The 22,011-nt window shown below is 70.1% G+C and carries 22 protein-coding genes and 1 tRNA gene; 12 read left to right on the top strand and 11 right to left on the bottom strand.

All coding sequences use genetic code 11. The annotated features are described in order from the left end of the window. The first annotated feature begins 58 nt into the window (after positions 1–58). Complete coding sequence (locus QWU11_RS32590) at positions 59–862, top strand: IclR family transcriptional regulator (RefSeq protein ID WP_290118322.1); 804 nt, start codon at positions 59–61, stop codon at positions 860–862. Between the two features lie 7 nt (positions 863–869). Here the strand turns inward: QWU11_RS32590 and QWU11_RS47490 are convergent, their stop codons facing one another. After that, entirely contained in the window at positions 870–1,091 is a 222-nt protein-coding gene (locus QWU11_RS47490) for a hypothetical protein (protein ID WP_354670923.1), read from the bottom strand. A gap of 8 nt (positions 1,092–1,099) precedes the next feature. Between QWU11_RS47490 and QWU11_RS32585 the strand changes: the two genes are divergently transcribed. Beyond that, on the top strand, positions 1,100–1,834 hold the full coding sequence (locus tag QWU11_RS32585; RefSeq protein ID WP_290118321.1) for a hypothetical protein: 735 nt from the start codon (positions 1,100–1,102) through the stop codon (positions 1,832–1,834). A gap of 140 nt (positions 1,835–1,974) precedes the next feature. On the opposite strand, the gene QWU11_RS32580 is transcribed toward QWU11_RS32585, so the two are convergent. Then, complete coding sequence (locus QWU11_RS32580; protein ID WP_290118320.1) at positions 1,975–2,535, bottom strand: class F sortase; 561 nt, start codon at positions 2,533–2,535, stop codon at positions 1,975–1,977. A gap of 142 nt (positions 2,536–2,677) precedes the next feature. Further along, positions 2,678–3,442, bottom strand: coding sequence for an SDR family oxidoreductase (locus QWU11_RS32575; protein ID WP_290118319.1), 765 nt, complete (start codon positions 3,440–3,442; stop codon positions 2,678–2,680). 42 nt (positions 3,443–3,484) lie between these two features. Between QWU11_RS32575 and QWU11_RS32570 the strand changes: the two genes are divergently transcribed. The 4 genes from QWU11_RS32570 to QWU11_RS32555 all read left to right on the top strand — a co-directional run bounded on the left by QWU11_RS32570 (position 3,485) and on the right by QWU11_RS32555 (position 7,822). Beyond that, positions 3,485–4,429 (top strand): LacI family DNA-binding transcriptional regulator, encoded by a 945-nt coding sequence (locus tag QWU11_RS32570; RefSeq protein ID WP_290118318.1) that lies wholly within the window; start codon positions 3,485–3,487, stop codon positions 4,427–4,429. A gap of 49 nt (positions 4,430–4,478) precedes the next feature. Next, positions 4,479–4,811, top strand: a complete 333-nt coding sequence (locus QWU11_RS32565) for a TraR/DksA C4-type zinc finger protein (RefSeq protein ID WP_290118317.1) — start codon at positions 4,479–4,481, stop codon at positions 4,809–4,811. A gap of 66 nt (positions 4,812–4,877) precedes the next feature. Continuing rightward, the gene (locus tag QWU11_RS32560; RefSeq protein ID WP_290118316.1) at positions 4,878–7,439 is read left to right on the top strand and encodes a glycosyltransferase family 39 protein; all 2,562 of its coding nucleotides are present in this window, start codon (positions 4,878–4,880) and stop codon (positions 7,437–7,439) included. A 306-nt stretch (positions 7,440–7,745) separates the two neighbouring features. After that, positions 7,746–7,822, top strand: a tRNA-Arg gene (locus tag QWU11_RS32555). A gap of 319 nt (positions 7,823–8,141) precedes the next feature. Here QWU11_RS32555 and QWU11_RS32550 read toward each other — a convergent pair. Together QWU11_RS32550 and QWU11_RS32545 are read right to left on the bottom strand one after the other, a co-directional pair. Beyond that, entirely contained in the window at positions 8,142–10,160 is a 2,019-nt protein-coding gene (locus QWU11_RS32550; protein ID WP_290118458.1) for a toxin glutamine deamidase domain-containing protein, read from the bottom strand. Positions 10,161–10,832: 672 nt separating this feature from the next. After that, on the bottom strand, positions 10,833–10,997 hold the full coding sequence (locus tag QWU11_RS32545) for a hypothetical protein (RefSeq protein WP_290118315.1): 165 nt from the start codon (positions 10,995–10,997) through the stop codon (positions 10,833–10,835). 181 nt (positions 10,998–11,178) lie between these two features. Here QWU11_RS32545 and QWU11_RS32540 point away from each other — a divergent pair, with 181 nt between their 5' ends. From QWU11_RS32540 to QWU11_RS32525, 4 genes are all read left to right on the top strand, one after another. Then, complete coding sequence (locus tag QWU11_RS32540) at positions 11,179–12,936, top strand: tannase/feruloyl esterase family alpha/beta hydrolase (protein WP_290118314.1); 1,758 nt, start codon at positions 11,179–11,181, stop codon at positions 12,934–12,936. A 157-nt stretch (positions 12,937–13,093) separates the two neighbouring features. Beyond that, positions 13,094–13,717: a dihydrofolate reductase family protein gene (locus QWU11_RS32535; protein ID WP_290118313.1), complete on the top strand. Its 624-nt coding sequence runs from the start codon at positions 13,094–13,096 to the stop codon at positions 13,715–13,717. Between the two features lie 54 nt (positions 13,718–13,771). After that, positions 13,772–14,095, top strand: a complete 324-nt coding sequence (locus QWU11_RS32530; RefSeq protein ID WP_290118312.1) for a YciI family protein — start codon at positions 13,772–13,774, stop codon at positions 14,093–14,095. Continuing rightward, the gene (locus QWU11_RS32525; RefSeq protein ID WP_290118311.1) at positions 14,092–15,318 is read left to right on the top strand and encodes a DUF6596 domain-containing protein; all 1,227 of its coding nucleotides are present in this window, start codon (positions 14,092–14,094) and stop codon (positions 15,316–15,318) included. The genes QWU11_RS32530 and QWU11_RS32525 overlap by 4 nt, the downstream gene beginning before the upstream one ends. A gap of 43 nt (positions 15,319–15,361) precedes the next feature. Here QWU11_RS32525 and QWU11_RS32520 read toward each other — a convergent pair whose 3' ends face one another. The 3 genes from QWU11_RS32520 to QWU11_RS32510 form a co-directional block, all read right to left on the bottom strand. After that, the gene (locus QWU11_RS32520; protein WP_290118310.1) at positions 15,362–16,228 is read right to left on the bottom strand and encodes a hypothetical protein; all 867 of its coding nucleotides are present in this window, start codon (positions 16,226–16,228) and stop codon (positions 15,362–15,364) included. A 34-nt stretch (positions 16,229–16,262) separates the two neighbouring features. Then, a complete protein-coding gene (locus QWU11_RS32515; protein ID WP_290118309.1) occupies positions 16,263–16,400 on the bottom strand; it encodes a hypothetical protein in 138 nt (45 codons plus the stop codon). Positions 16,401–16,921: 521 nt separating this feature from the next. After that, a complete protein-coding gene (locus QWU11_RS32510; RefSeq protein WP_290118308.1) occupies positions 16,922–17,287 on the bottom strand; it encodes a DoxX family protein in 366 nt (121 codons plus the stop codon). Positions 17,288–17,416: 129 nt separating this feature from the next. Between QWU11_RS32510 and QWU11_RS32505 the strand changes: the two genes are divergently transcribed. After that, positions 17,417–17,794: a helix-turn-helix domain-containing protein gene (locus QWU11_RS32505; protein WP_290118307.1), complete on the top strand. Its 378-nt coding sequence runs from the start codon at positions 17,417–17,419 to the stop codon at positions 17,792–17,794. Positions 17,795–17,834: 40 nt separating this feature from the next. Further along, complete coding sequence (locus QWU11_RS32500) at positions 17,835–18,773, top strand: hypothetical protein (protein ID WP_290118306.1); 939 nt, start codon at positions 17,835–17,837, stop codon at positions 18,771–18,773. A gap of 10 nt (positions 18,774–18,783) precedes the next feature. Here the strand turns inward: QWU11_RS32500 and QWU11_RS32495 are convergent, their stop codons facing one another. The 3 genes from QWU11_RS32495 to QWU11_RS32485 all read right to left on the bottom strand — a co-directional run. Beyond that, positions 18,784–19,527 carry an antibiotic biosynthesis monooxygenase gene (locus QWU11_RS32495; protein WP_290118305.1) on the bottom strand — a complete coding sequence of 248 codons (744 nt, stop codon included), beginning with the start codon at positions 19,525–19,527 and terminating at the stop codon, positions 18,784–18,786. 457 nt (positions 19,528–19,984) lie between these two features. After that, positions 19,985–21,022, bottom strand: a complete 1,038-nt coding sequence (locus tag QWU11_RS32490) for a family 2 encapsulin nanocompartment cargo protein polyprenyl transferase (protein WP_290118304.1) — start codon at positions 21,020–21,022, stop codon at positions 19,985–19,987. A 16-nt stretch (positions 21,023–21,038) separates the two neighbouring features. Further along, positions 21,039–22,011: family 2B encapsulin nanocompartment shell protein (locus QWU11_RS32485; RefSeq protein WP_290118303.1), on the bottom strand; the 973-nt coding region annotated here is incomplete at its 5' end.

The following is a 22,011-nucleotide window of genomic DNA, read 5'->3' as shown; positions in this document are numbered from 1 at the left end:
CCGCCCAACGACGTGCCGGCCCATTGCGCGGCGCGGTCGCGAAGGGAAGGCTTCTGACATGGACGCCTCGCCGCCGAAGTCGGTCCTCGCCCGCGGGCTGAGCCTGCTGAACGCCTTCGGCCCGTCCGACATCGACCTGACCCTGACCGAGCTCGCCGCCCGCTCGGGCCTGCCCAAGCCCACGGTGCACCGGCTGCTCGGCGAACTCGTCGGGTGGGGCGCCCTGGAGCGCACCGGCCACGGCTACCGCCTGGGGATGCGATTGTTCGTCCTGGGCCAGCGCGTCCCCCGGCCGCGCGGGCTGCGGGAGGCCGCGCTGCCGTACCTGGAGGACCTGTACGAGGCGTCGCACGAGAACATCCACCTGGCGGTCCTCGACGGGATCGACACCCTGTTCCTGGAGAAGGTCAGCGGCCGCCGCTCGATGCCGATCATCTCCCGCGTCGGCGGACGCCTGCCGGCGTACTGCACGGCGATGGGCAAGCTGTTCCTGGCCTTCGGCGCCCCGGAACGCCTGCGCCTGGTCCTGGGCGCGGGCCTGGCCCGCCACACGCCGCACACGATCACCATGCCGGGCCTGCTGCAGCGCGACCTGGCCCGGACCCTCGAACGCGGGTACGGCATCAACCGGGAGGAGTCGGAGGTGGGGGTGTCCGCGGTCGCGGCCCCGGTCTTCGACCACCGGCGCCGGGTCATCGCGGCCATCTCGATCACCGGCCACGCGAACCGGCTGGACCTGGACCGCCTGGCCCCGGCCGTACGGACGTCGGCGCTCTCGCTGTCGCGCGAGCTCTCCCACGCCACGGCCAACGGCACCCTGGTCCTGTCCTCCCACGAGATCCCCGCCCCGCCATCGGCGTGACGCGGCGTCAGCCGTCGGCGACGATCTCCCAGATCCGCACCGCCCACGCGACCGGCATGGCCCGGTAACCGATCGAGCGGACGGCGAGGTGACCGGTGAGCGTCAGGACCGCTTCGCCGGTGGCGGCGTCCCAGACGCGTATGACCTGGTCGGTGTGGCCCGTGGCGATGAGGTCGCCGGCGGGGGACCATGCGACGGAGGCGAGCTTCCGGGCCCGACCGAAGGGGATCTCGCTCGGTGGCGATCCGCTGCCCGTCCGGTGGCCGCTGGGGTTCCGCCTCGCCGCTCGCCGGCAGCCGCCATGGCCGCGCCCGGTCGAGCAGCTCCGGCAGCTCGCCGTCGCCGTGGATGTGTTCGATCGCCGCGCGGAGCTTGCTTGTGGTGCAGGCGGCCGGTGGTGAACGCCGTCCTGAGCAGGCCCCGCAGCGATGTCTTCGGGCCGGCGTCCATGCACGACAGCAGCGTCACGGCCGGCCGCAGGTCGTCTTCGGCCGCGGTGACCTGTCCGCGGCCATGCCGGCGCAGCGCCTGGTGGAGCAGGTGGTAGGCGGGGTCGGCGACCAGGGGCGGCGGCATCGGGCCGCCGGCCGGCCGATCCGCCCCGGCCACTCCCGCGGCGGTGATCGCCTGGTCGAGCCGCTCGTCGTACCCCGGTACACCGGCCAGGTGGTGGCAGTCGACCATGGCCACCGTGCACAGTGTGGACACCCGGGCGGCCGGCTCGTGGTCGAGATCCGCCAGCTCGTCATCGGTGGTCGGCGCGACCAGGTCGAACGCCTGGCGCGGCGCGGACCGGTTGAGCAGTTCGACGATGACCGTCGGGACCTCGGCCAGGTCGCCTGCGTACAGGCCCGCGTGCGGCCACTGGAACGGCCGGTCGGCGATCCTGACCTGGAGAATCTCGTGGCACCGGCCGAGATCGGTGTACGCGCGGCGATCGGCACCGTACCCCGGCCCCTGCATGCCCCGTAGGTCGCGGTCGTCGCGACCGCCATGGCGATGTCAGCGTAACCAGGGAAACGGAAGGTCCAACCCGGCAGAAAGGTAACGATTAATACAGGACGCCAATGGCTGGGATCGCCGTTAAATCCGAAATCGTGGGTACCGGCGCGTCAGCCGGGCGGTGTCTCGGGGGTCTCGGGGCGGTCCAGGTGGGCGGAGACGACGACGTCGCGCGGGTCGTTCTTCTGCTCCTTCTTGTCGCGCAGCGAGATCAGGCGCAGCTCCGGCCGGCCGGTGGAGGACCGCTCGCGCTCGATGGAGCGGCGGAGCGCTCGCCGTACCGAGTCGACCTTGAACCAGGCCACGCTGTGGTCGTGCCGTACGACCTTCACGCGGTCGCCCTCGGTCACCTTCGTCAGGCGGTGGAACGCCCGCGGCCCCCGGCGGGGGTCGACGTAACCGACGATGACCTCGGGGGGCTCCGCGGACTTGCCCCACGTCGTCTCACGGTGGACGATCCGCGGCCTCGACCGGTCCCGCGCGTCGTACGACGCATGGGTCTGCACGGTGCGTACGGAGCTGACCGGAAGCCGGGCGTCGCCGAGTTCGACCCGCTCGGGGCTCGACCAGTGATGCGTCACGGCGTGCCGTCTCCCCGGCGTCACATGGGACATACCGGTGAGGATCGCGACCGTCACCAGCAGCCCGGCGGCGGCATTTCCGTTCGACACGGATGGGTGATACCCGATCCCGTCCGCCGAATAGCAGATCAGTCCGTAAAAAATGGTCCGATCACCGCGCGGAGAAATGCCTCTCTTTTACGACATCTGGCGCCACGATAACGGCCGGAGGAGTTTGCGATTCACAAGTCTCCTACAGCGCCTCCGGGTCACGGGCGAGCACCGTACGCCCGCCGTCCACCGGCACCGTCGCGCCGGTGATGAAACCGGCGTCGGACGACAGCAGGTACGCGATGGCCGCCGCGACCTCGTCCGTACGGCCCACCCTGCCGAGCGGGTGCAGGGCGGCCATCGCGTCCTCGGTGCGCGCGGCGTCCGCCGTGTCCTGAACGTTGAGGAACTCCGCGTACCGCTCGGTCGCGATCGAACCCGGCGCGACCGCGTTCACCCGGATCCCGCCCGGCCCGTACTCCACCGCCAGTGCCCTGGTCAGGCCCTCGATCCCGGCCTTGGCCGTCACGTACGACGCGCAGCCCGGCACGGCGCGGACCGCCTGGTGGGAGGAGACGTTGACGATCGCGCCGGCCGTGCCCGCGGCGAGGAAACGGCGTACGGCGGTCGCGCAGCCGACGAGGGCGAGGCCGAGGTTCAGCGAGACCCGTTCCAGGACGTCCGCCGCCGGAGCGGAGTGGAAGGGAGCGGCGTCGCCGAGCGCCGCGGCGTTGTTCACCCAGCCGGCGAGAGGCGCCGCGGCCTCCGCACGGTCGGCGGCCCGTTCGGTGACGGTCTCGTCGGCGGCGTCGCCGGCCACCGCGACCAGGCGCGGGTGCCCCTCCGTCCAGGCGAGCGCCTCCGCGTCTCGCTCGATCACCACGACGGCCGCTCTCTCGGCGAGCCGCTCGGCCACCGCTCGCCCGATTCCCCGGCCGCCGCCCGTCACCACGTATGAAGCAGACATCGCGCTAGTATATGTTTTATCGAACCAGTTCGAGGAGGCGGGGTGCCGACCATTCGCGACGTGGCGGCCGAGGCGGGCGTCAGCGTCTCGACCGTGTCCCTCGTGCTCAACTCCCCCGATCGGGTGCGTGAGCCGACCCGGCGGAAGGTCCTCGCGGCCGTCGAGGCCCTCGGTTTCGTCCCCAAGGCCGAGGCGGTCGCGCGCGCCCGTCGCGGGGTGGGCCGGGTCGGCGTGCTCGCGCCGTACACCTCCTATCCCTCCGCCGCCCGCCGCCTGGCCGGCGTGCTGGAGGCCGTCGCCCACCGGCCGGTCGAGGTCGTCGTGTTCGACCAGGAGTCGGCGGCGCGGACCCCGTCGCCGCTGCTCGCCAGCCTGCCGGTCACCGGGCGGCTCGACGGGATCATCATCGTGAGCCGGCCGCTGGAGGTCGCGCCGCGGCTCCCGACGGCGCTGGTCGACGTACGGCATCCCGGTCTCGACTCCGTGTACACCGACGACGCCTTCGGGGGACGGCTCGCCGCCGAGCACCTGCTCCGGCGCGGGCATCGCCGGTTCGGGTTCCTCGGGGAGGCGCAGGAGTCCGACCGGTACGTCTCGCCGGCGCAGAAGCGGCTCGCCGGATACCGTACGGCGCTGGCCGGGGCGGCCCTCGACGTGCGGCTCACCGGCGACGCCCTGACCGGCGCGCGCGCCCTGCTGACCGGCGCGGACCGCCCGACCGCCGTCTTCGCCTCCGACGACACCCTGGCGGCCGGGGTCGTACGCGCCGCCCACGAGCTCGGGCTCTCCGTCCCCGCCGACGTCTCGGTGGTGGGCTTCGACGACGGCCCGCTGGCCGAGGCCCTGGGCCTGACGACCGTACGGCAGCCCCTGGAGGAGTCCGGGCGTACGGGGATGGAGCTCCTCCTCCAGCGCCTGGAGCGGCCCGGCGCCGCCGCGCGCGAGGTCACGCTCGGGCTCGAACTGATCATGCGGGGTTCGGGGTGAGGTGGTGGAATTCGGCGGGTCGCCGGGGCGTTTTGCCTAGGTGACTTCGATGGAGGAACTCCTGGCCGCGGAGCGTACGAGGACACTCGAACGCATCGAGGCGCTCAACCACGACCGCGACGGGATAATCGACTCCACGGTCTCGACCGGCGTGGACGACGAGCACGACCCAGAGGGCGCCACGATCGCCTTCGAGCGTTCGCAGATCGAGTCCCTGCTCGACCAGTCCCAGCGCCATCTGTCCGAGCTGGACCGGGCGTTGCGGCAGCTCGAAGAGGGTGGGTACGGCACGTGTGAGAGCTGCGGTCAACCGATCGCGCCCGAGCGCCTCGCCGCCCGGCCGACGGCGAGCACCTGCATCGCGTGCGCCTCGCGCCGCTGAGCCGTTCTCAGCGGGATTTAATGATCGGCTCACCGGCGATCAAGCTCGGCCGCCGACCGTAGAGTCATGATCTCTTCCGCCTCGGCCCCCGTCGCCACCTCGTGTTCGCCACGCTCGTTGCGCGGTGACCCGGCGTGGGCACGCCCGGCGCTGGCAGTGCTCCTGGTCGCGACGGCCGCCCTCTACCTGTGGGGGCTGGGCGCCTCGGGCTGGGCCAACTCCTTCTACTCGGCGGCCGTACAGGCGGGCGCGCACAGCTGGAAGGCGTTCTTCTTCGGCTCCTCGGACGCGGCGAACTTCATCACCGTGGACAAGACGCCGCTGTCCCTGTGGCCGATGGACCTGGCGGCGCGCCTCTTCGGCGTGAACGCGTGGAGCATCCTCGTGCCGCAGGCCCTGATGGGCGTGGCAACGGTCGCTCTTCTGTACGCGACCGTACGCCGGTCGCTCGCCTCGTACGGCCCGCGTGCGGCGGCGGGCGGGGCCCTGCTGGCGGGCGCGGTCCTGGCGACGACACCGGTGGCGGCGCTGATGTTCCGCTTCAACAACCCCGACGCGCTGCTGGTACTGCTGCTGACCCTCGGCGCGTATGCGCTGCTGCGGGCCCAGGAGGAGGCGCGTACGGGGTGGCTGCTGGTGGCCGGGTCGTGTGTGGGGCCGGCCTTCCTGGCCAAGATGCTGCAGGCGTTCCTCGTACTGCCGGCGTTCGGCTTGGTCTACCTGCTGATGGCGCCGACGGGGCTGCGCCGGCGGTTGTGGCAGCTCTGTCTGGCGGGCTTTGTCCTGCTCGCGTCGGCGGGCTGGTGGGTGGCGGTCGTCGCGCTGGTGCCGGCGGGGTCGCGGCCCTACATCGGGGGGTCGCAGCACAACAGCGTGCTGGAGCTGGCGCTGGGGTACAACGGGTTCGGCCGCCTGAGCGGCAACGAGACGGGCGGGCTCGGCAACACGAACCAGGACGCCGGCTGGCTGAGAATGTTCGACGTGGAACTCGGCGGCCAGATCGCCTGGCTCCTCCCCGCCGCCTTGGTCCTCCTGCTCGCAGGCGTCTGGCTGACCGCTCGCCGCTCACCGCACGACCTGGAACCGACCGCGAGCCGCGAGAGTTCTCTTCCCGCCTGGCTCGGCCGCCTGCTGCCGGCGACACGTCGGCCGTCACGCGGATCGCCCGCCACGCTGGACGGGGCCGCTCGCCTGCGCCCATCGGCGCGCGAGGGTTCGCTCTTCGGTCTGCTTCCGGCCCGGCTCGGCCGCGTACTACCGACGGCGTCCCGGCCGTCGCACGGAACGCCTGCGACGCAGGGGGCGGCTGCGGCCGGGAGCCGGCCGGGTCGCCCGCGTCCTGCCGCCGAGCCGTTCAGGGAGTCGGGCGGCGGGTCGCCCGCGCGCCTGCGCCCGCCCGGCGTTCGGCGCGATGCCGGGACCGGGACGGACCGTACCGGTTCGTCCGCCGACCTCGGCGAGGATGACGCCGAGTGCTCTGACGCGCCTGCGCGCGGCCTCGACGGCGAACAGCCCGTACCTGCGGCCCGCGTCCCCGGAGCCTCCGCCGCACACCCCGGCCGCGCCGGGGTGCGGACCGATCGCGGCCTGGCGGCGTTCGTGGTGTGGGGTGGATGGCTGCTGGTCACCGACGCGGTGTTCAGCCTGATGCAGGGCATCTTCCACGGCTACTACACGGTCGCCCTGGCACCGCCGGTCGCGGCGCTGGTCGGGATCGGCGCCGCGGTCCTCTGGTCCCATCGCCGCCGCCCGGCCGCCACGATCGCCCTGGCCGCGGCCGTGGCTCTGACCGCGTGGTGGTGCTATCGCCTGCTGAGCCGTACGCCGGACTTCGTCCCGTGGCTCCGAATTCCGGTACTGCTCGGTGGCCTCCTTGCCGCGATCACCCTCCTGGCCTGGCGACGGTTGCCCGCGCGTCTCCTGGTGGCCGGCGCCGCCGTCGCGGTCGCCGCGTCGCTGGCCGGCCCCACCGCGTACGCCATCGACACGGCGACCACCTCGCACAAGGGCGCGATCCCCACGGCCGGCCCGTCCGGTGGCGGGATGCGCGGATCGGGCGGCTTCCCCGGAGGCGGCGGACGTGGCGGTTTCCCAGCCGGTACGCGCGGCGGTTTCGGCCGGCCGCCCGGCGGAGGTGCCGGGCAGGGCCGCGCGGGCAACGGGCAGGGCGGCGCACCGACTCGCCCCTCCGGACAGCCCGGGGGCGTCGGCCAGGGCGGCGGTGGTCAGGGCGGCGGCATGCGCGCCGGCGGAATGGGCGGCGGCCCGGGCGCCCTGCTGGACGCGACCACACCGAGCGCCACCCTGACGGCGTACCTCGAGCAGAACGCCACCTCGTACACCTGGGCCGCGGCGGCGGTCGGCTCGAACAGCGCCGCCGGCTACCAGCTGGCGACGGGAGACCCGGTCATGGCCATCGGCGGCTTCAACGGCACGGACCCGGCCCCGAGCCTGAGCAGGTTCCAGCAGCTCGTACAGGCCGGAAAGGTCCACTACTTCATCGCGGGCTCGATGATGCGAGGCGCCGGAACCGGCAGCGGAGCCGCCCAGCAGATCGCCGCCTGGGTGGCCGCGAAGTACACCGCCCGTACGGTCGACGGCACGACCGTCTATGACCTGTCCCCCTGACGGGGCGCGCCGCGGGCACCCCGGGTTCGGCCGTTCCACCGACGGTGGAACGGCCGAACGCGTCCCGCCGCCCACCCATCACGCACGGTGGTGACGGACCGTCACAAGCGGAGTGAGGACGGGTCGACCCGAGAGTCAGTGAAAGGTTTCTTTACCACTTCCGGCCACAGAGCCATCACCGCAGCTCCAGGGCGCACGGCTACTCCCAGCCGCAACGCACCACGCCGCCCACCCACCCCGTGGCGCTTAGCGGCCACCGGCATCACATCAACGCTCCGGAGTCCGTACACTCAGAACGATCGACCGGCGCCCATAGCTCAGCCGGATAGAGCATCGGACTTCTAATCCGACGGTCGGGGGTTCGAATCCCTCTGGGCGCGCCACCGCGGTCAGGACGTTATCCACGCTGACCTGCGCATACTCAGATTCTCCGGTCGCCTCCGGCCGGCCGTCACCCGGAAGGCGAAGCGCGAACCGGCCGGCGGAGCGTCGTCGCCCCCTCGGTGGTCGCAGCCACCGGGACGAAGCGCGCCGACGGCCGCGTCCACGGCGCCCTCGCCCGCGAGATGCTGAAGGCGCGCAGCCACGCTGAACGCAACGCGATCCTCGCCGCCCGCCAAGTCAGCGCTCACAGCGCCTGGTGCCATCAGAAGCACGCCATGACCAGCACCGATATCGCCAAGTGCCGCATTTCCAACAGGCCTATCCCCCTGTTGGACGGATAAGGGTGATGATGGCGACGTTGACGCAGGCTTGCTCTTCTGGGGCGATCCAGTCGCCGTGTGCGTCGTAGGCGCTGGGGGACGGCGAGAACCAGGTGAATCCATGTTCGTCGGTGCGGGCGATCGGACCGGCCTGGAGTGGCTGGAGCCTTGGGTCGTCGCGTATTGCTTGCCGCATCCCCCTGCGCCCGGATCCGTCCTGCCCATAGCGGTTCTGTCCGCTCCAGCCGGAGCCGCCTGCGCCGTACCCTCCGTGAGGGTGATGGCCGGGAATGGAGGGGGGCGATGTCCTGATACGGGTGCCGTCCCAGTGGTTGGACGGGTGGTACAAGGTGATGGTGGGGTCCAGGGCGTTGCCGATCATCAGGTGCCCACCGTGGGGGAACAGGACGCGTATTTGGATGCCGAAGCGTGCTGCGGCCAGGTGGGCTGCCAGGTCTCCGCCTTCGCCGGCCCAGTCGCCCGTGCGGATCTGATTCGCGATTTCGCGCCACATGGTGGCCTGGAGCTGTGTGGGGTCGGCGTGGAGCAGTGCGAGGTTGACTCCCGCTCGGGATCGATTGATCCAGCTCCGTTCGGCGGCCTGAAGTTCGGTCTGGAGCAGCCTCTCTCGGACTTGCGGGTTCTCCAGGTCTTGCGCGAGGGTCGTTCTCAGCTCAACGGCGGTTCCGTTATGCCCGAGCGTACGTAAGAACGCGTTGAAGAAACAGTCGCCGTCCGAGGGCACCTCCACCAGATCCAGGCCGAACTGCGCCAAGAGCCGGCGAGCCTGCGCCGAATCGGGTCCGCTCGCCCCGCCTGCCGGCGCCTGCCGCTGGGCGCCCGGCGCCGGGCTGAACATCCTCGGCGGATCATACGAAGGCCGGGGAGGTGCGTTGCTCCCCGCGAACGAGGACTCCGCCTGCTGTGGCCCGGGCCGCGGCCGATACCCGGCGGCGGTCGCCGGGTCGGCCGGGGGCGAGATCGCGGCCACATGGGACAGCGGGACCCCCTCCACGGTCTCGTCTCCCGCATACCTCTGCGCCCAGGCCGCAGCGGCGGCTTTTGCGCTGACCTTATGCGTCTTGCGGACAAATTTGAGGAATGCAGGCCCATTTCTGATTCCTTCGCTTTGCGCCCGGGCGACTGCCTGAGTCAGGTCCCTGGAGGTGACAGAGGGCTTGTTCTTCGCCCGCGCCCACGCCGCGAAGGCGCGATCATTACCGATCGCCCAGTGTTTGACTTCGCGACAGTGTTGCGAAAATTTAACCGAGCTGGTCATACCTGTGGCTCGCGCATCGATGGCGGCCTGTTCTAGTTGAACTTCGGTGACCTCAGCCCCGGCTTTCTCTGTTGACCATGCCACCCCGATACGTTTGTTGGAAACCTTCCAATCCATGTCGGCGCGACAGTATCGCGTAAAATCCGCTAGCTCGGATATGCCAATGGCTCGCGCGTCGGCGGCAGCCTGTACTAGTTCATCATTCGTGACCTCACTCTTAGGGAAGTCTGCCGGTACGGGAGGAGCGCCGATGAGGGTGTCAACGGGGTCGGTCAAGGCACCCACGGTCGCAGGAATGGCAAGAGCGCGGGGTCGACCGTTGGGAGTGATGATCAGCGCACGTGTCTCGATCAGCGAAGGCCCCACCCCGTCAGCGTCCCGCAGTTCCTCAGCGGACACCGATGCCATGCCGTAAGCATGAGCATTGGCCCTGCCCGCAGGAGGCGGCGGGGTGGTCGGGTCGATCTTCACCAGACCGGTATCGCTATGGGCCAACACCATGGCGTGACCGATCCGGTTGGGCCTACCCACCACTACGAACGCTGCCGTCCCCACCCCGGCTTCCTTCACGGACCGGGCCAGCTCTTCCCACCCGGTGACTGGCATCCACGCTCCAGCCGGAACCCCCAGATATCGGCGCGTCCGCCCCCTCGTACCGGCCGCCGCATCATCCGTCGCCCGCCCGGTGATTCTGACACCGAAGCCCGGGAACAATCGGCGGGCCAATTCCTCTACCATCGCCAGGCAATATTCCCCGAACCTCCCAGCGTCCGGTACCGGCCCGGGACCAGAAAAGCGGCGCGCCTCATCCAACGTCGCCATTTTAGCCGCTGCGACTACGCGATCCTCCAATACCGGGCGCGACCCTGCCCATGCCTCCACTCCTATGGCCCGCCCCCTGGAAGCTCCCGGGCGGCGTGCTAAAGAATCGGCGCTTAAGGACCCAGCCACTTCGCCGGCCCCTACTCCGACCGACACCATCTCCACGCGAGCCTGCACACACGCCACTCCACCCCAGCTGAACCGTGACGTACGCCACCCATTGCACACTGCTTTCACTCCCGCAACACTCATGATCAATTTTTCCTTTCACTACGAGCGCAGACGACCGAGGCAATTCCCCCGTGGTGACGCTGACGCAGGCGCGTTGGGGGGCTTCGGAGATGTCGGCGCGGAACGCCTGTGCGGACCCGCCGGCAGCAAGGACCCTGATGGCCCGAGATCGGTCTTTCGGCGGTCGCTCGAAGCCATGGCGTCCGCCTTTATACACGGACATACGGGCACGCTACAGGAATCACGCCGGGAAGGACCTGACCGGACGCGATCGCATAAGGATAAAGTAAGTATTCCGGTCGACGCTTCACAAAGGCTAGAACACCTGTGCCAGACCGCTGAACCCACACGTCGGAATCAATGGTAAGTGACATCTCCCTGCACTTCTTCGACGGGCGCCGGGAGGCCATCGTTCGCGGTGGCCGCCATCTCTTCGACCGGCTCCCCCGCGCGCTGGAGGCATCGAGCCAGACTGGTGACCGGGCGACCGGAAACGGCCGTCAGCGGGCGCTGGATGATCACCAGCCGTAATGGTGACAGATCAGAGGGCGTGGCGATTTTCGCCGGGATCCAGCGCGGTTTCCGGACGTCCGGTTCGGTATTGACACGTGCTCGCGGCACATTTAGCTTCCGGTTGCTCGTGTCGTGAGGTCGCAGGGGGTCCAGCGATCACGCGTACGCCGCGAAACGGGGAGGAAACCGCATGCGTACTCGTGTACGGGGCCGGGCGCGGGGGCGCGCCGGCCGCACCGCTGGACGGGCGCTACCGGTCATGCTCGCCGTTCTCGCCGTCTTCGTGATGGCCGGCGGCGGCCAGGCCGCGCCCCGTACGGCCGGCGTGGCCGCCGATTCGCCCTCCGGCCCGCCCGTGGTGCTGCCGAGGACCGACTGCGCGGCCCTCGCCGGGCAGGACCTGTCGGGGACGCCCGGCGCTCCGGCGGTCATCGGGTCCGCGACCGCGGCGACCTCGCCGGACGGCTCGGCGGCCTGCGAGGTCAAGGGAACCGTGGCGCCGCAGATCCAGTTCGACGTGTTCCTCCCCACCAAGACGTGGCGGCAGCGGTATCTGCAGATCGGGTGCGCGTCGTTCTGCGGGAACATCGACTTCTACGCCGACGCGACGGACGGATGCGTGCCACTGAACCGCGGCGACTTCGTCCTGGCCACCGACAACGAGGGGCACGTCGGCGTCTCCGGCTTCGACGCCACGTTCGGCGCCGATCCGCAGCTCGGGGTCGACTTCGGCTACCGGGCCGACCACGTCGTCGCGCTCGTCGCCAAACGGCTCATCTCGCTCTACTACGGACAGGGCCCGCGCTACTCCTACTTCGACGGCTGCTCGCAGGGCGGCCACGAGGGGATGACCGAGGCGCAGCGCTACCCGCATGACTTCGACGGCATCGTCGCCGGCGCCCCGGCGGCGTCGCTCACGTCGCTCATCGTCTGGTCCGCGGGCTGGCACGCCACCGCCAACACCGACGCGCGGGGCCGGCCCATCCTGACCGCCGCCAAGCTTCCCGCGCTGCACGCCGCCGTCCTGCGCGAGTGCGACGCGAAGGACGGTCTGACCGACGGCCAGATCGAGGACCCGCGTGCCTGCGCGTTCGATCCGCGGAGTCTGCGCTGCGCGACGGGAACCGACCGCGCGAACTGCCTCACCGACGCGCAGATCGGTGCCGTACGCAAGCTGTACGACGGGCCACGCGACGAGAAGGGCCGGCGGATGTACCCGGGGGGTGAGCCCGTGGGCTCGGAGGCGAACTGGGAACGCTGGGTCACCCCGACCGCCACCGGCGCCCCGTCCGCGACCGAGGCCAATGCGACGAACGCGCTGAAGTACCTCGCCTACCCGTCCGCCCGGCCGTCGGCGACACTGCACGACCTGCGCTACGACTCGGCGACGTTCCGCGAGATCTACCGGCGGGCCGGCGTCTACGACGCGACCGACCCCGACCTGACGGCCTTCCGCGCCGCGGGTGGGAAGCTCCTCCTCTGGCACGGCTGGGCAGACCCGGCGATCTCGCCGTACGGGACGATCGCCTACTACCACGCCCTCACCGAGCGCATGGGCGGGACGGACGCCACGCAGCGGTTCGCCCGCCTGTTCATGCTGCCGGGCGTCTCCCACTGCGGTGCCGGTCAGGGACCGGACGCGATCGACGCGCTCACCCCCACCCTCGCCTGGGTCGAGAACGGCGTCGCACCCGACCGGCTCGTCGCCACGAAGCGCCAGGACGACGACACCGTCGTACGGACCCGGCCGGTCTACCCCTATCCGGCCGTCGCACGCTACGACGGGAGCGGCAGCACCGACGACGCGGCGAACTTCGCGCCGGCACCGCCGCCTGCGCGCTACGAGGACGGCATCCCCTGGCTCGGGTCGTTCCGTTCCGGCTACGAGCAGACCTGCGGCTGGCACGACGGCCGCTGGTCCTGCGCCCCGGCGCGACGCCCGAGCTGAGCTCGGGCAGCACGTCACCGCCCCGCTCACGCTCCACGGCGTCCCGGAAAAGTTCTTCGAAGAAATCCGGGAAGAGGTGTCGGATCGGGGCGGTGGTGTTCGTAGCAGGGGTGAGGCCGCCCACGAGGGGCGGCGCCGAGGCAGAGGTACCGCGATCATGAAGCTGACGACCACGACTCAGGTCACCGTCGATGGAGTGGTGCAGGGAAACGGCGGCGCGTCGGACGAGGACCGCAGGAACGGGTTCGAGCGCGGCGGATGGGCACTGGGGAAGGGCGACGGCGAGACCCGGGCGTTCATCGACCAGACCTACGAGCGGGCCGAGGCGTTCCTGTTCGGGCGGCGGACCTATGAGCTGTTCGCCGGCTCATGGGGGACCTTCACGGTCCAGGATGCCCCTGGCTGGGAGTCCGTGGTGGAGGCGTTGAACGCCAAGCCCAAGTACGTGGCGTCGGCCACCCTCGCCGATCCGGCCTGGTCGGGCACGACCGTCCTGCCCGGAGACCTCGCGGCCGCCGTCCGGGAGCTGAAGGCCAGGCCGGGGGGTGAGCTGCAGGTACACGGCAGTGGCATCCTGACCCGGTGGCTGCTGGAGAACGACCTGGTCGACGAGATGACTCTGATCACCGTCCCGGTGGTCGTCGGCCAGGGCGCGCGGCTGTTCCCCGACGCGGGCCCCGATCTCGCGCTCGACCTGGTCGAGTCGCGCGTCGACTCCAAGGGCGTGACGATCCAGGTCTACCGGCCCGCCGGGCGCCCGCAGTACGCGCCAACGGCTTGAGGTCCCTGACCACCGGACCACCCTGTCCCGACCACCAGAGGAGATGATCTTCAAATGCAGTACCTGGTTTCCGTGATCGACGACAAGAGCAATCCCGGCAGTACGGACAGGCAGCCTGTCATCAGCGCGTTCAACGAACGACTCATCGCCGAGGGCCACTGGGTCTTCGCGGGCGGACTCGCGGACACCGACGCGGCCACCGTCATCGACAACCGGGGTGAGCAGGCGGTGTTCAGCGACGGGCCGTTCGTGGAGTCGAAGGAGTACCTCGCGGGCCTCTGGGTGTGGGAGGCCCCCGATCTGGATGTGGCGCTCAAGCTCGCCGCCGAGGCGTCGAAGGCCTGCGATCGGAAGATCGAGGTACGGCCGTTCCAGTGAGCGACGTCGAAGACGCGATCACCCGGGCCCACCACGAGGAGTGGGCTCGGGTGGTCGCCTCCCTGACCAGGCGCTTCGGTGACCTCGACATCGCCGAGGAGGCGGCCGCCGAGGCGTTCGCGACCGCCGTACAGCGGTGGCCGGCCGACGGCGTGCCTCCCAACCCCGGCGCCTGGCTGACCACCACCGCAAATCGCAAGGCCATCGACCGGATCCGGCGCGAGAACAAACGCGACGACAAGCACAAGGAGGCTCAGATGGTCTACGACGACGACCCGCCCGAGCCTGCCGGCGCCATCGACGACGACCGGCTCCGGCTGATCTTCACCTGCTGTCACCCGGCGCTGGCGGTGGAGGCGCGCGTGGCGCTGACGCTGCGTCTGGTCGGCGGCCTGACCGTGCCCGAGATCGCCCGCGCCTTCCTGGTACGGGAGACCGCGTTGGAGCGGCGGATCACCCGCGCGAAGGCCAAGATCAAAGCGGCTCGCATCCCCTACCGCGTGCCGTCCGCCGAGGACCTGCCGACGCGCGTCTCCGGCGTGCTCGCCGTCCTCTACCTGGTGTTCAACGAGGGCTACCTGGCGACCGGCCCCGGCACCGATCCCGTACGGCACGACCTGACCGCCGAAGCGATCCGGCTCACCCGCCTGATCCGTGCCCTCCTCCCGGACGACGGCGAGGCGGCCGGGCTGCTGGCTCTGATGCTCCTCACCGAGGCCCGCCGCAGCGCCCGGGTCTCGGCCGGCGGCGAACTGGTCACACTCGCCGAGCAGGACCGCGGGGCCTGGGACACGGCGCTGATCGCCGAGGGCCACCGGCTGGTACGCGAGCGGCTCGCCGCCGGGGTGGCCCCTGGCCGGTACCAGATCCTCGCGGCGATCAACGCCGTACACACCTCCGCCGGCGACATGCGCGACACCGACTGGTCGCAGGTCCTCGCCCTCTACGACCAGCTCGTCCGGCTCGACCCCTCACCGATCGTCGCGCTCAACCGGGCCATCGCGGTCGCCGAACTCGACGGCCCGCAGGTGGCACTGGCCGCCGTCGACCGTCTTCGGGACGAACTGGTCGGTTATCACGCCTACCACGCCACCCGCGCCGACCTGCTGCGCAGACTGGGCCGGAACCAGGAGTCGCGCGCGGCGTACGACGAAGCCATCGAACTGGCCGGCAATACCGCCGAGATCGCCTACCTGACCCGCCGCCGCGACCAGCTGGGGTAGCGCCTCCCCTACGGCTGCACGTCGGCTCCGCGCTCCGGCGGGGTCAGGGCTCGTTCGACTGCCGGTCCCCTCCACCCGCCTCGTCGCCGTTCATGGCTATTCGCCGCCACGCGGTCGCCCAGCGTTGGAGGTCCTCGGTGGTGCCGCCGAGGACCCGTACGAAGGTCTCGACCGAGGCGAGCTTGGCCGGGAGGGAGCCGCCGTTGAGCATGGTGCGGAAGGTCGAGTAGGAGATCTGCTTGGCGCAGCGTCGTTCCATCTCGCGCAGGCTGGGGTTGCCGGCCCACGCGTGGTAGGCGCGCATCGCGGCGACGAAGCCTTCCGGCGTGTCGGCCAGCAGCGGGTCGGGCCGCTGGTCGTGTCCGCGCAGGTCGGGGATTGCCGGTGGAGTGACGGGTGGGTCCGTGCTGTCGCCGGGTGCCTTCTCCGGCTCGGGGACGCGGGTGGCGCCGATCCCGGCCTCCTTGCCGCGCTTGCGCCGGCTGAGTTCGACCCGGCGGTTCAACGCCCGGTCCCTTTCCGCGGTGAGATCGAGCAGCCGGTCGAAATAGCCGCGCGCGGTGGTGACGCGTTCGACGCCTTCGCTGGCGTGGCAGAGCATGAGGATGCGTTCGAGCCGCATCCATACGGTCGGGGTGGCGCGATAGGACCCGGCGAGAAGCGGCCAGATGGCCTCGGCGTGAATGCCGACGACCGAGGCGATGACCTCGACGCCGTCATCGCCGGCGACCTTGTTGAGCTCGTACTGGACGGCGGCATTCAGCAAGAGGCTGAGTTTGGCCCTCCATTTGGCCATTTCATCGTCGATAGTACGAATGCGATCCCGCAGTTCTTCTTCGCGGAGATGCTCGATGAGCGGCTCTTGGTCTTCTTCCGGTTCGAGCGGCGCCGGCCCCTTGGTCGCGGTCACCGGCGCCCCTCGCCGTCGTGTCGCCACCACTTGATCACCTCGGCCCCGACGCGAGGGTCGCGACCAGCGCCTGGGCGACGAATGCCGGGATGATGGTGGGGACGCCCAGGGACACGAGGCCGCCGCGCGTACGGGGAGCATCGGCCAGCCCGGAACGTTGTCTGTGACCCATAGGTATATCTCCGTTTTCGGTCGGTCCGATTACCGTGCTACGGGCGGGACTGTCACGCAAAGGGGGCCGGTGGTTCCTCGCCGGTGGAAGTCACGGATCCCGCCGACTCCCTTTGGTGTAGCAATACTGCCCCAGAGATGGCGTGCCCGCCAGAGAACTGTGAAGCTCGTGCCGGTGCACTCGTCCCGAACGCGAAATGGCGTGTTGCAATGTGGTGAGCGTCGTTCAGCATTGATGCGATGCGTTCTATCCTGGTCACTGGCGATGCTTGCAGTCGTGTTCCGGCTTTTCCCTGCGGTGTAATACAGGTCGACGTCAGAGGGATGTCGAGCGTTCCCTTTTCGCTCAGTCTGGTGCTACGGGCGGGCAAACGGAAACGCAGGGCCGGTGCGGGTGGAAGCGCCCCGGCCGCCGGTGAAGGGCCGGCACGGTCAACGCCTCCGGCCCTTCACCTTCCCCGCCCGGCAGGAAGGGCGCCGGCGTCCGAGCATCGCGTAGCGGTTCGGCCGTGCGGGGGCGGTTCAGAGCCAGGTGGTGCCCAGCCAGGCGACCGCGACGGCGGCCGCGAGAAGGGCGATGTTGAGCCCGATCTGCCGGGCCTCGCCGCGGGACAGGTGGACCGCGATGCCGCCGACCTGGATCAGGACGAGCCCGATCGCCGCGGCGATGGCGAGCCAGGCGGCGATCCCCGTCAGCGGGGGCAGGATCAGGCCGGCGGCGCCGAGGACCTCCAGCACACCGATCGCCCTGACCAGCGGCATCGGGACGCGGTCGACCCAGCCCATCATCGGCCGGAGCCGCTCCTGGCTCTGAATGACCTTCTTACCTCCGGCGTACACGTAGAACACCGCCAGCAGCGCCGCGACGATCCAGTAGGCGAGTTCCATGAGAGCCCTTCGACGGCGGGAAAACGGCCGTGAACAGGACGGTCACCGGCCGTAAGTAGCTTCATGATGCGTCAGTATTGAAAGGTCTACAAAAGGCACAGACGTGTAAGTGAGGCACAAGGGGCTGTCATGTCCGAATACGAGCACACCTGCATGATCAGAGGCGACGGCGGCCGGAGGATCCGTACGATTCTGGACCGGATCTGCAACAAGTGGACGCTGCTGATCGTGGCGACTCTCGACCAGGGCACGCTGCGCTTCACCGAGCTGCACCAGCAGGTACCCGGCATCTCTCAGCGCATGCTGACCCTGACCTTGCGCAACCTCGAGCGCGACGGCCTGGTGACCCGTACGGTCCACGCGGAGGTCCCGCCGCGAGTGGAGTACGCGCTGACCGTAACCGGCAAAAGCCTCATCCCGCCCGCACTGGCCCTCGCGGGCTGGGCCATCGAACACGTCCCCCACATCGAGGCGAGCCGAGCCACGTACGAGGCGCGCACGGAGTGACCCAGGATCACGACCAGGCCCGGAGCACTACCCTCCGATCATGGTCCAGCGATCCCTCCCCATGCGTCTGGTCGACGGACGCATCTGCGCGTACGACATCGCCCCCGGCTCCTGGGGCACGCTGTCCCCTGCGGCGGTGTTCCGGCCGTCCGAGGAGGTCGTCGACCACGCGGTCTCCGCCGATCTCCGGCGAGCCGTCTACACGACCGTGAACGCGGCCGTCTGCATGACCGACGACGGGACCGAGATCTGGCGTTCGGCGTTCGAGCCGCCGGCGACGGAGCGGCACGGCCACCACCCGGGTTGCGCGTTGTCCCTGGACGACCGGCTGGTCTGGATCTACCGCCCCGACAGCATGGCCGGCCGGAAACGCCTCGACCAGTGGGTCGTCCTGGACGCCGAGACCGGCCGGACCATCGACCACGCCGACCTGGAGACCGTCGGACACGGCGCCGAACAACTCCGCCACCCGGCCGGCGAGAGTCTCCTGCTGAACGTGGGAGAAGGCCAGGACGGCTCGATCATCTTCCGCGGAACGCCGGCCGGCGACCGCCTCGACCTCGTCCGCTACCCGTGGTCGGACCGATGCCTCATCGACCTGGCCCCGGACGGGGACCGTTTCATGACCGTCGACCACGACCAGGGCGACGTGGCCTTCCACACCTATCCAGGCGGCGAGGTAGAGCTGAAAATCCCGATCGAGACCTTCGGGTACGACCCGGAGGACGCTTTCGTGGAGTGGAGCGGCGGCTACCTCCGCCCGGACACGGCCATCGTCACCATTGTCGGAGAAACGGAGGACGAGCAGGAATGGTGGCACCATTACCCCGTCGACCTGCGGTCTGGCCAGGTGGGAGCCGAGTTCGACGCCCATGGAAAGAGCCCGTACGACCTCGAACCGCTGGGAGACGGATCCTGGCTGACCACGGATGCATCCGGCCATCCGACCCGCTGGTCCGACCTGCGGAGCGCCCGGTAGGCGTCTTCGGTCAGGGCCGGTACGGCGGGGCGGCCCCCCAGCCCCAGCGTGGCATCGGCCCTTCGCCGGGAGCGGTGGCGCCGGGCCGGGAGAAATACACGGCCAGGCGGGTGCCCCACTCGATATAGCTCGCGAACGCCGCCCTGAACTCGGGGTCGGAGGGCAGACTCACGTCGTCGGCGGCGTCCATGAGCAGGCTCACCCACCGGCGACGCTGCTGCTCGGTGATCCCTTTCCCGAGATGCTTGGAGACCATGTGCGCGTGGCCGCCGCGCTCTCGGCTGTAATGAGTGGGTCCGCCGAAGACCTCGCCCAGCCACATCGCCACGTAGCGTGGGTGGCTCGGGTCCATATGAGCGAACAACGGCCCGACCAGGTCGTCTTTCGCCACCTTTCCATAAAAGGCATCGGTCAGCCGTTCGAGCGCCTCCGCGCCACCCGCCCAGTCGAACAATGTCGGCTGGGTCTTCTCGATCACGGGTTCGTAGTGCCGCATCTCCTCGATGTTCGACACGTACGGCTTGATCTCGGCGAAGAACGCCTGAAAGTGCTCGCCGTTCCGAAAGCCTTCGAGATGGCCCTGCGCGGAGGTCCAGACGATACGGAGGGTGTAGGCGCCGGGTTCGTCGACGCATCGGGACAACTCGTAGTCCAGGCACTGGGACGCCTTGTCCAGTGGCACTACAGCGCGGCGGTAGGCGGCCTCGAACTCCTCGCCGTCGGGCACGCGGTAACGGATGTACTCAACGATCATCGCACGACCTCCCCGAAATCATGTAATCATGTAATTCGCATGCACCCTACAGGTGTCTCGGTCGTCGAACCAGTCCGATAGGCGGGGTGCGGGCGGATGAGTTCGGCCCGCATTGCCGTGAGAGCCAGAGTGACACGAAACGTGCAGGTCACGCACCGCTTCGAGATGATGGCGCGGGTGGCGCGCCCCGAGACGACCCGCGGAAGTGCGAGAGCGGGTGGCGAAGCCTCGGGCGGTGGCATGGATCCCGGAGGCCACCAGCGAACGAACCGGCCCCTCGGTGGCTCATGTTCAACAGCCAGGACCAGTGGTCTCGGCGGGTGACCGGGGTTCGGCTGGACCATGCAGACCTGCGGATTACGCGGAGACGGGCGGTGGCATGGATCCGCGGACGCCGGCGGCGCTCCAACGAACCGGCCCTCAGGGGCTCGGGTCAACGCCTGGCGTGCGGCCCAGGTCAGTGGTCTCGGCGAGTGACCAGGTCGGCCAAGGCGGTGAGTTCGGCCGCTGGGCGGTCCGCCGGGGCGGTCGATCTCAAGTGGGACAGGGCCTCGGTCAGCAGATCGTCCGCCTTTCGGCGGCACCAGGTGCGGCCTCCGGCCAGTTCGATCAGGCCGGCCGCGTGGACGAGTTCGTCGTCGGTCAGGGAGGTTTCCCGGTGGTAGAGGTCCGCGAATTCGTGGCCGGCCGGGGTGTTCGAGGTCAGGGCGGCAACGACCGGCAGGCTCTTCTTGCGCTGGCGGAGGTCCGCGTACACGGCCTTGCCCGTGACCTCCGGGTCTCCCCAGATGCCCAGCAGGTCATCGACCAGTTGGAAGGCCAGGCCCAGTCGGTCGCCGAAGGCTCCCAGGCCGGGGACCAGGTCCGGGCGGCCGCCGTAGAAGGCACCCAGGGCGCAGGCGCAGCCTAAGAGGGCGGCGGTCTTTCCCTCGGCCATGGTCAGGCATTCGCGGAGGTCGACGTCCGCGCGGGTCTCGAAGGCCATGTCCGCGCTCTGGCCGTCGACCAGGTCCTGCACGGCGGCGCTCAGGCGCCGCATGCCGTCCGCGGCGGCCGGGTGGTCGCTCGCGGCCAGGACGTCGAAGGCCAGCGTCAGCAGCGCGTCGCCGCCGAGGATCGCGGGGCCCACTCCGAACGCGGCCCAGGTCGTCGGGCGGTGGCGGCGGGTGCGGTCGCCGTCCATCACGTCGTCGTGCAGTAACGAGAAGCTGTGCACGAGTTCGACGGCGACCGCCGCCGGCACCGCGACCGCCGGATCGCCGCCGACCGCCTCGGCGGCCAGCAGGGTGAGTGTGGGCCGGATGGCCTTGCCTCCCGCGGCCTGGACCGGCTCGCCGCGTTCGTCCCACCAGCCGTAGTGGTGGCCCGCGACCAGGCGCATCGAGCTCGGCAGCGTGTCGACGGCCGCACGCAGCGCCGGCTCGACCGTGCTTCGGCTCCAGGCCAGCACCTTGGCGGCCGTACGGGCCGCTCTCGACTCATCCGTTGTGGTCATCAGGTGGGCACGCCTCTCAACGAGAGATTTCGACGTTCTCGAGAATGCCGAGCGCGTCGGGGACGAGGACGGCCGCCGAGTAGTAGGCGCTGACGAGGTACGAGATGACGGCCTTCTCATTGATTCCCATGAACCGCACCGACATGCTCGGCTCGATCTCGTGGGGGATGCCGCTCTGGTGGAGCCCGACGACGCCCTGGTCGTCGGCACCGGTCCGCATGCACAGGATCGAGGTCGTGCCGTCGTCGGTGATGGGGATCTTGTTGCACGGCAGGACCGGCACGCCGCGCCAGGCCGCCACCGCGCGGCCCTCGACCTCGACGTTCTGCGGGTAGATGCCACGCCGGTTGCACTCGCGGCCGAACGCCGCGATCGCGCGCGGGTGGGCGAGGAAGAACCGCGACTTGCGGCGGCGGCTCACGAGCTCGTCCATGTCGTCCGGGGTCGGCGGCCCGGATCGGGCGTGGATGCGCTGTTTGAGGTCGGCGTTGTGGAGGAGCCCGAACTCGCGGTTGTTGACCAGCTCGTGCTCCTGCCGCTCGCGCAGCGCCTCGACGGTCAGCCGCAACTGCTGCTGGACCTGGTCCATGGGCTGGTTGTAGAGGTCGGCGACGCGCGTGTGCACCTGCAGCACGGTCTGGGCCACGCTCAGTTCGTACTCCCGGGGCGACAGCTCGTAGTCCACGAACGTGCCCGGCAGCACCGGCTCACCCACATGCCCCGAGGCCAGCGTGATGGCGGCCTCACCGTGCTTGTTCTGCGTCGGCGTCGTGCCGTCGCGGAGACGGTCGAGGTGGTCCCGTAGCTCTTCGGACTCCTCGGTCAGCTCGTCGAAGGTCTCGCGGGACAGCGACAGGAGAAGGCAGCGTGTGGCGGCTTTGGCGGTGAAGTCCCACGTGTCCTGAGACCCCGCCAACGCCCGATCACCGAAGTAATCACCATCGGCCAACACCCCCAACACCGTCTCATCCCCATACTTACCAACCCCG

This window comes from Actinomadura sp. DC4 (genome assembly GCF_030406325.1).
Lineage (GTDB): Bacteria > Actinomycetota > Actinomycetes > Streptosporangiales > Streptosporangiaceae > Actinoallomurus.
The sequence above is the reverse complement of the archived record's forward strand: the minus strand, read 5'-3'. Positions and strand labels throughout refer to the sequence as shown.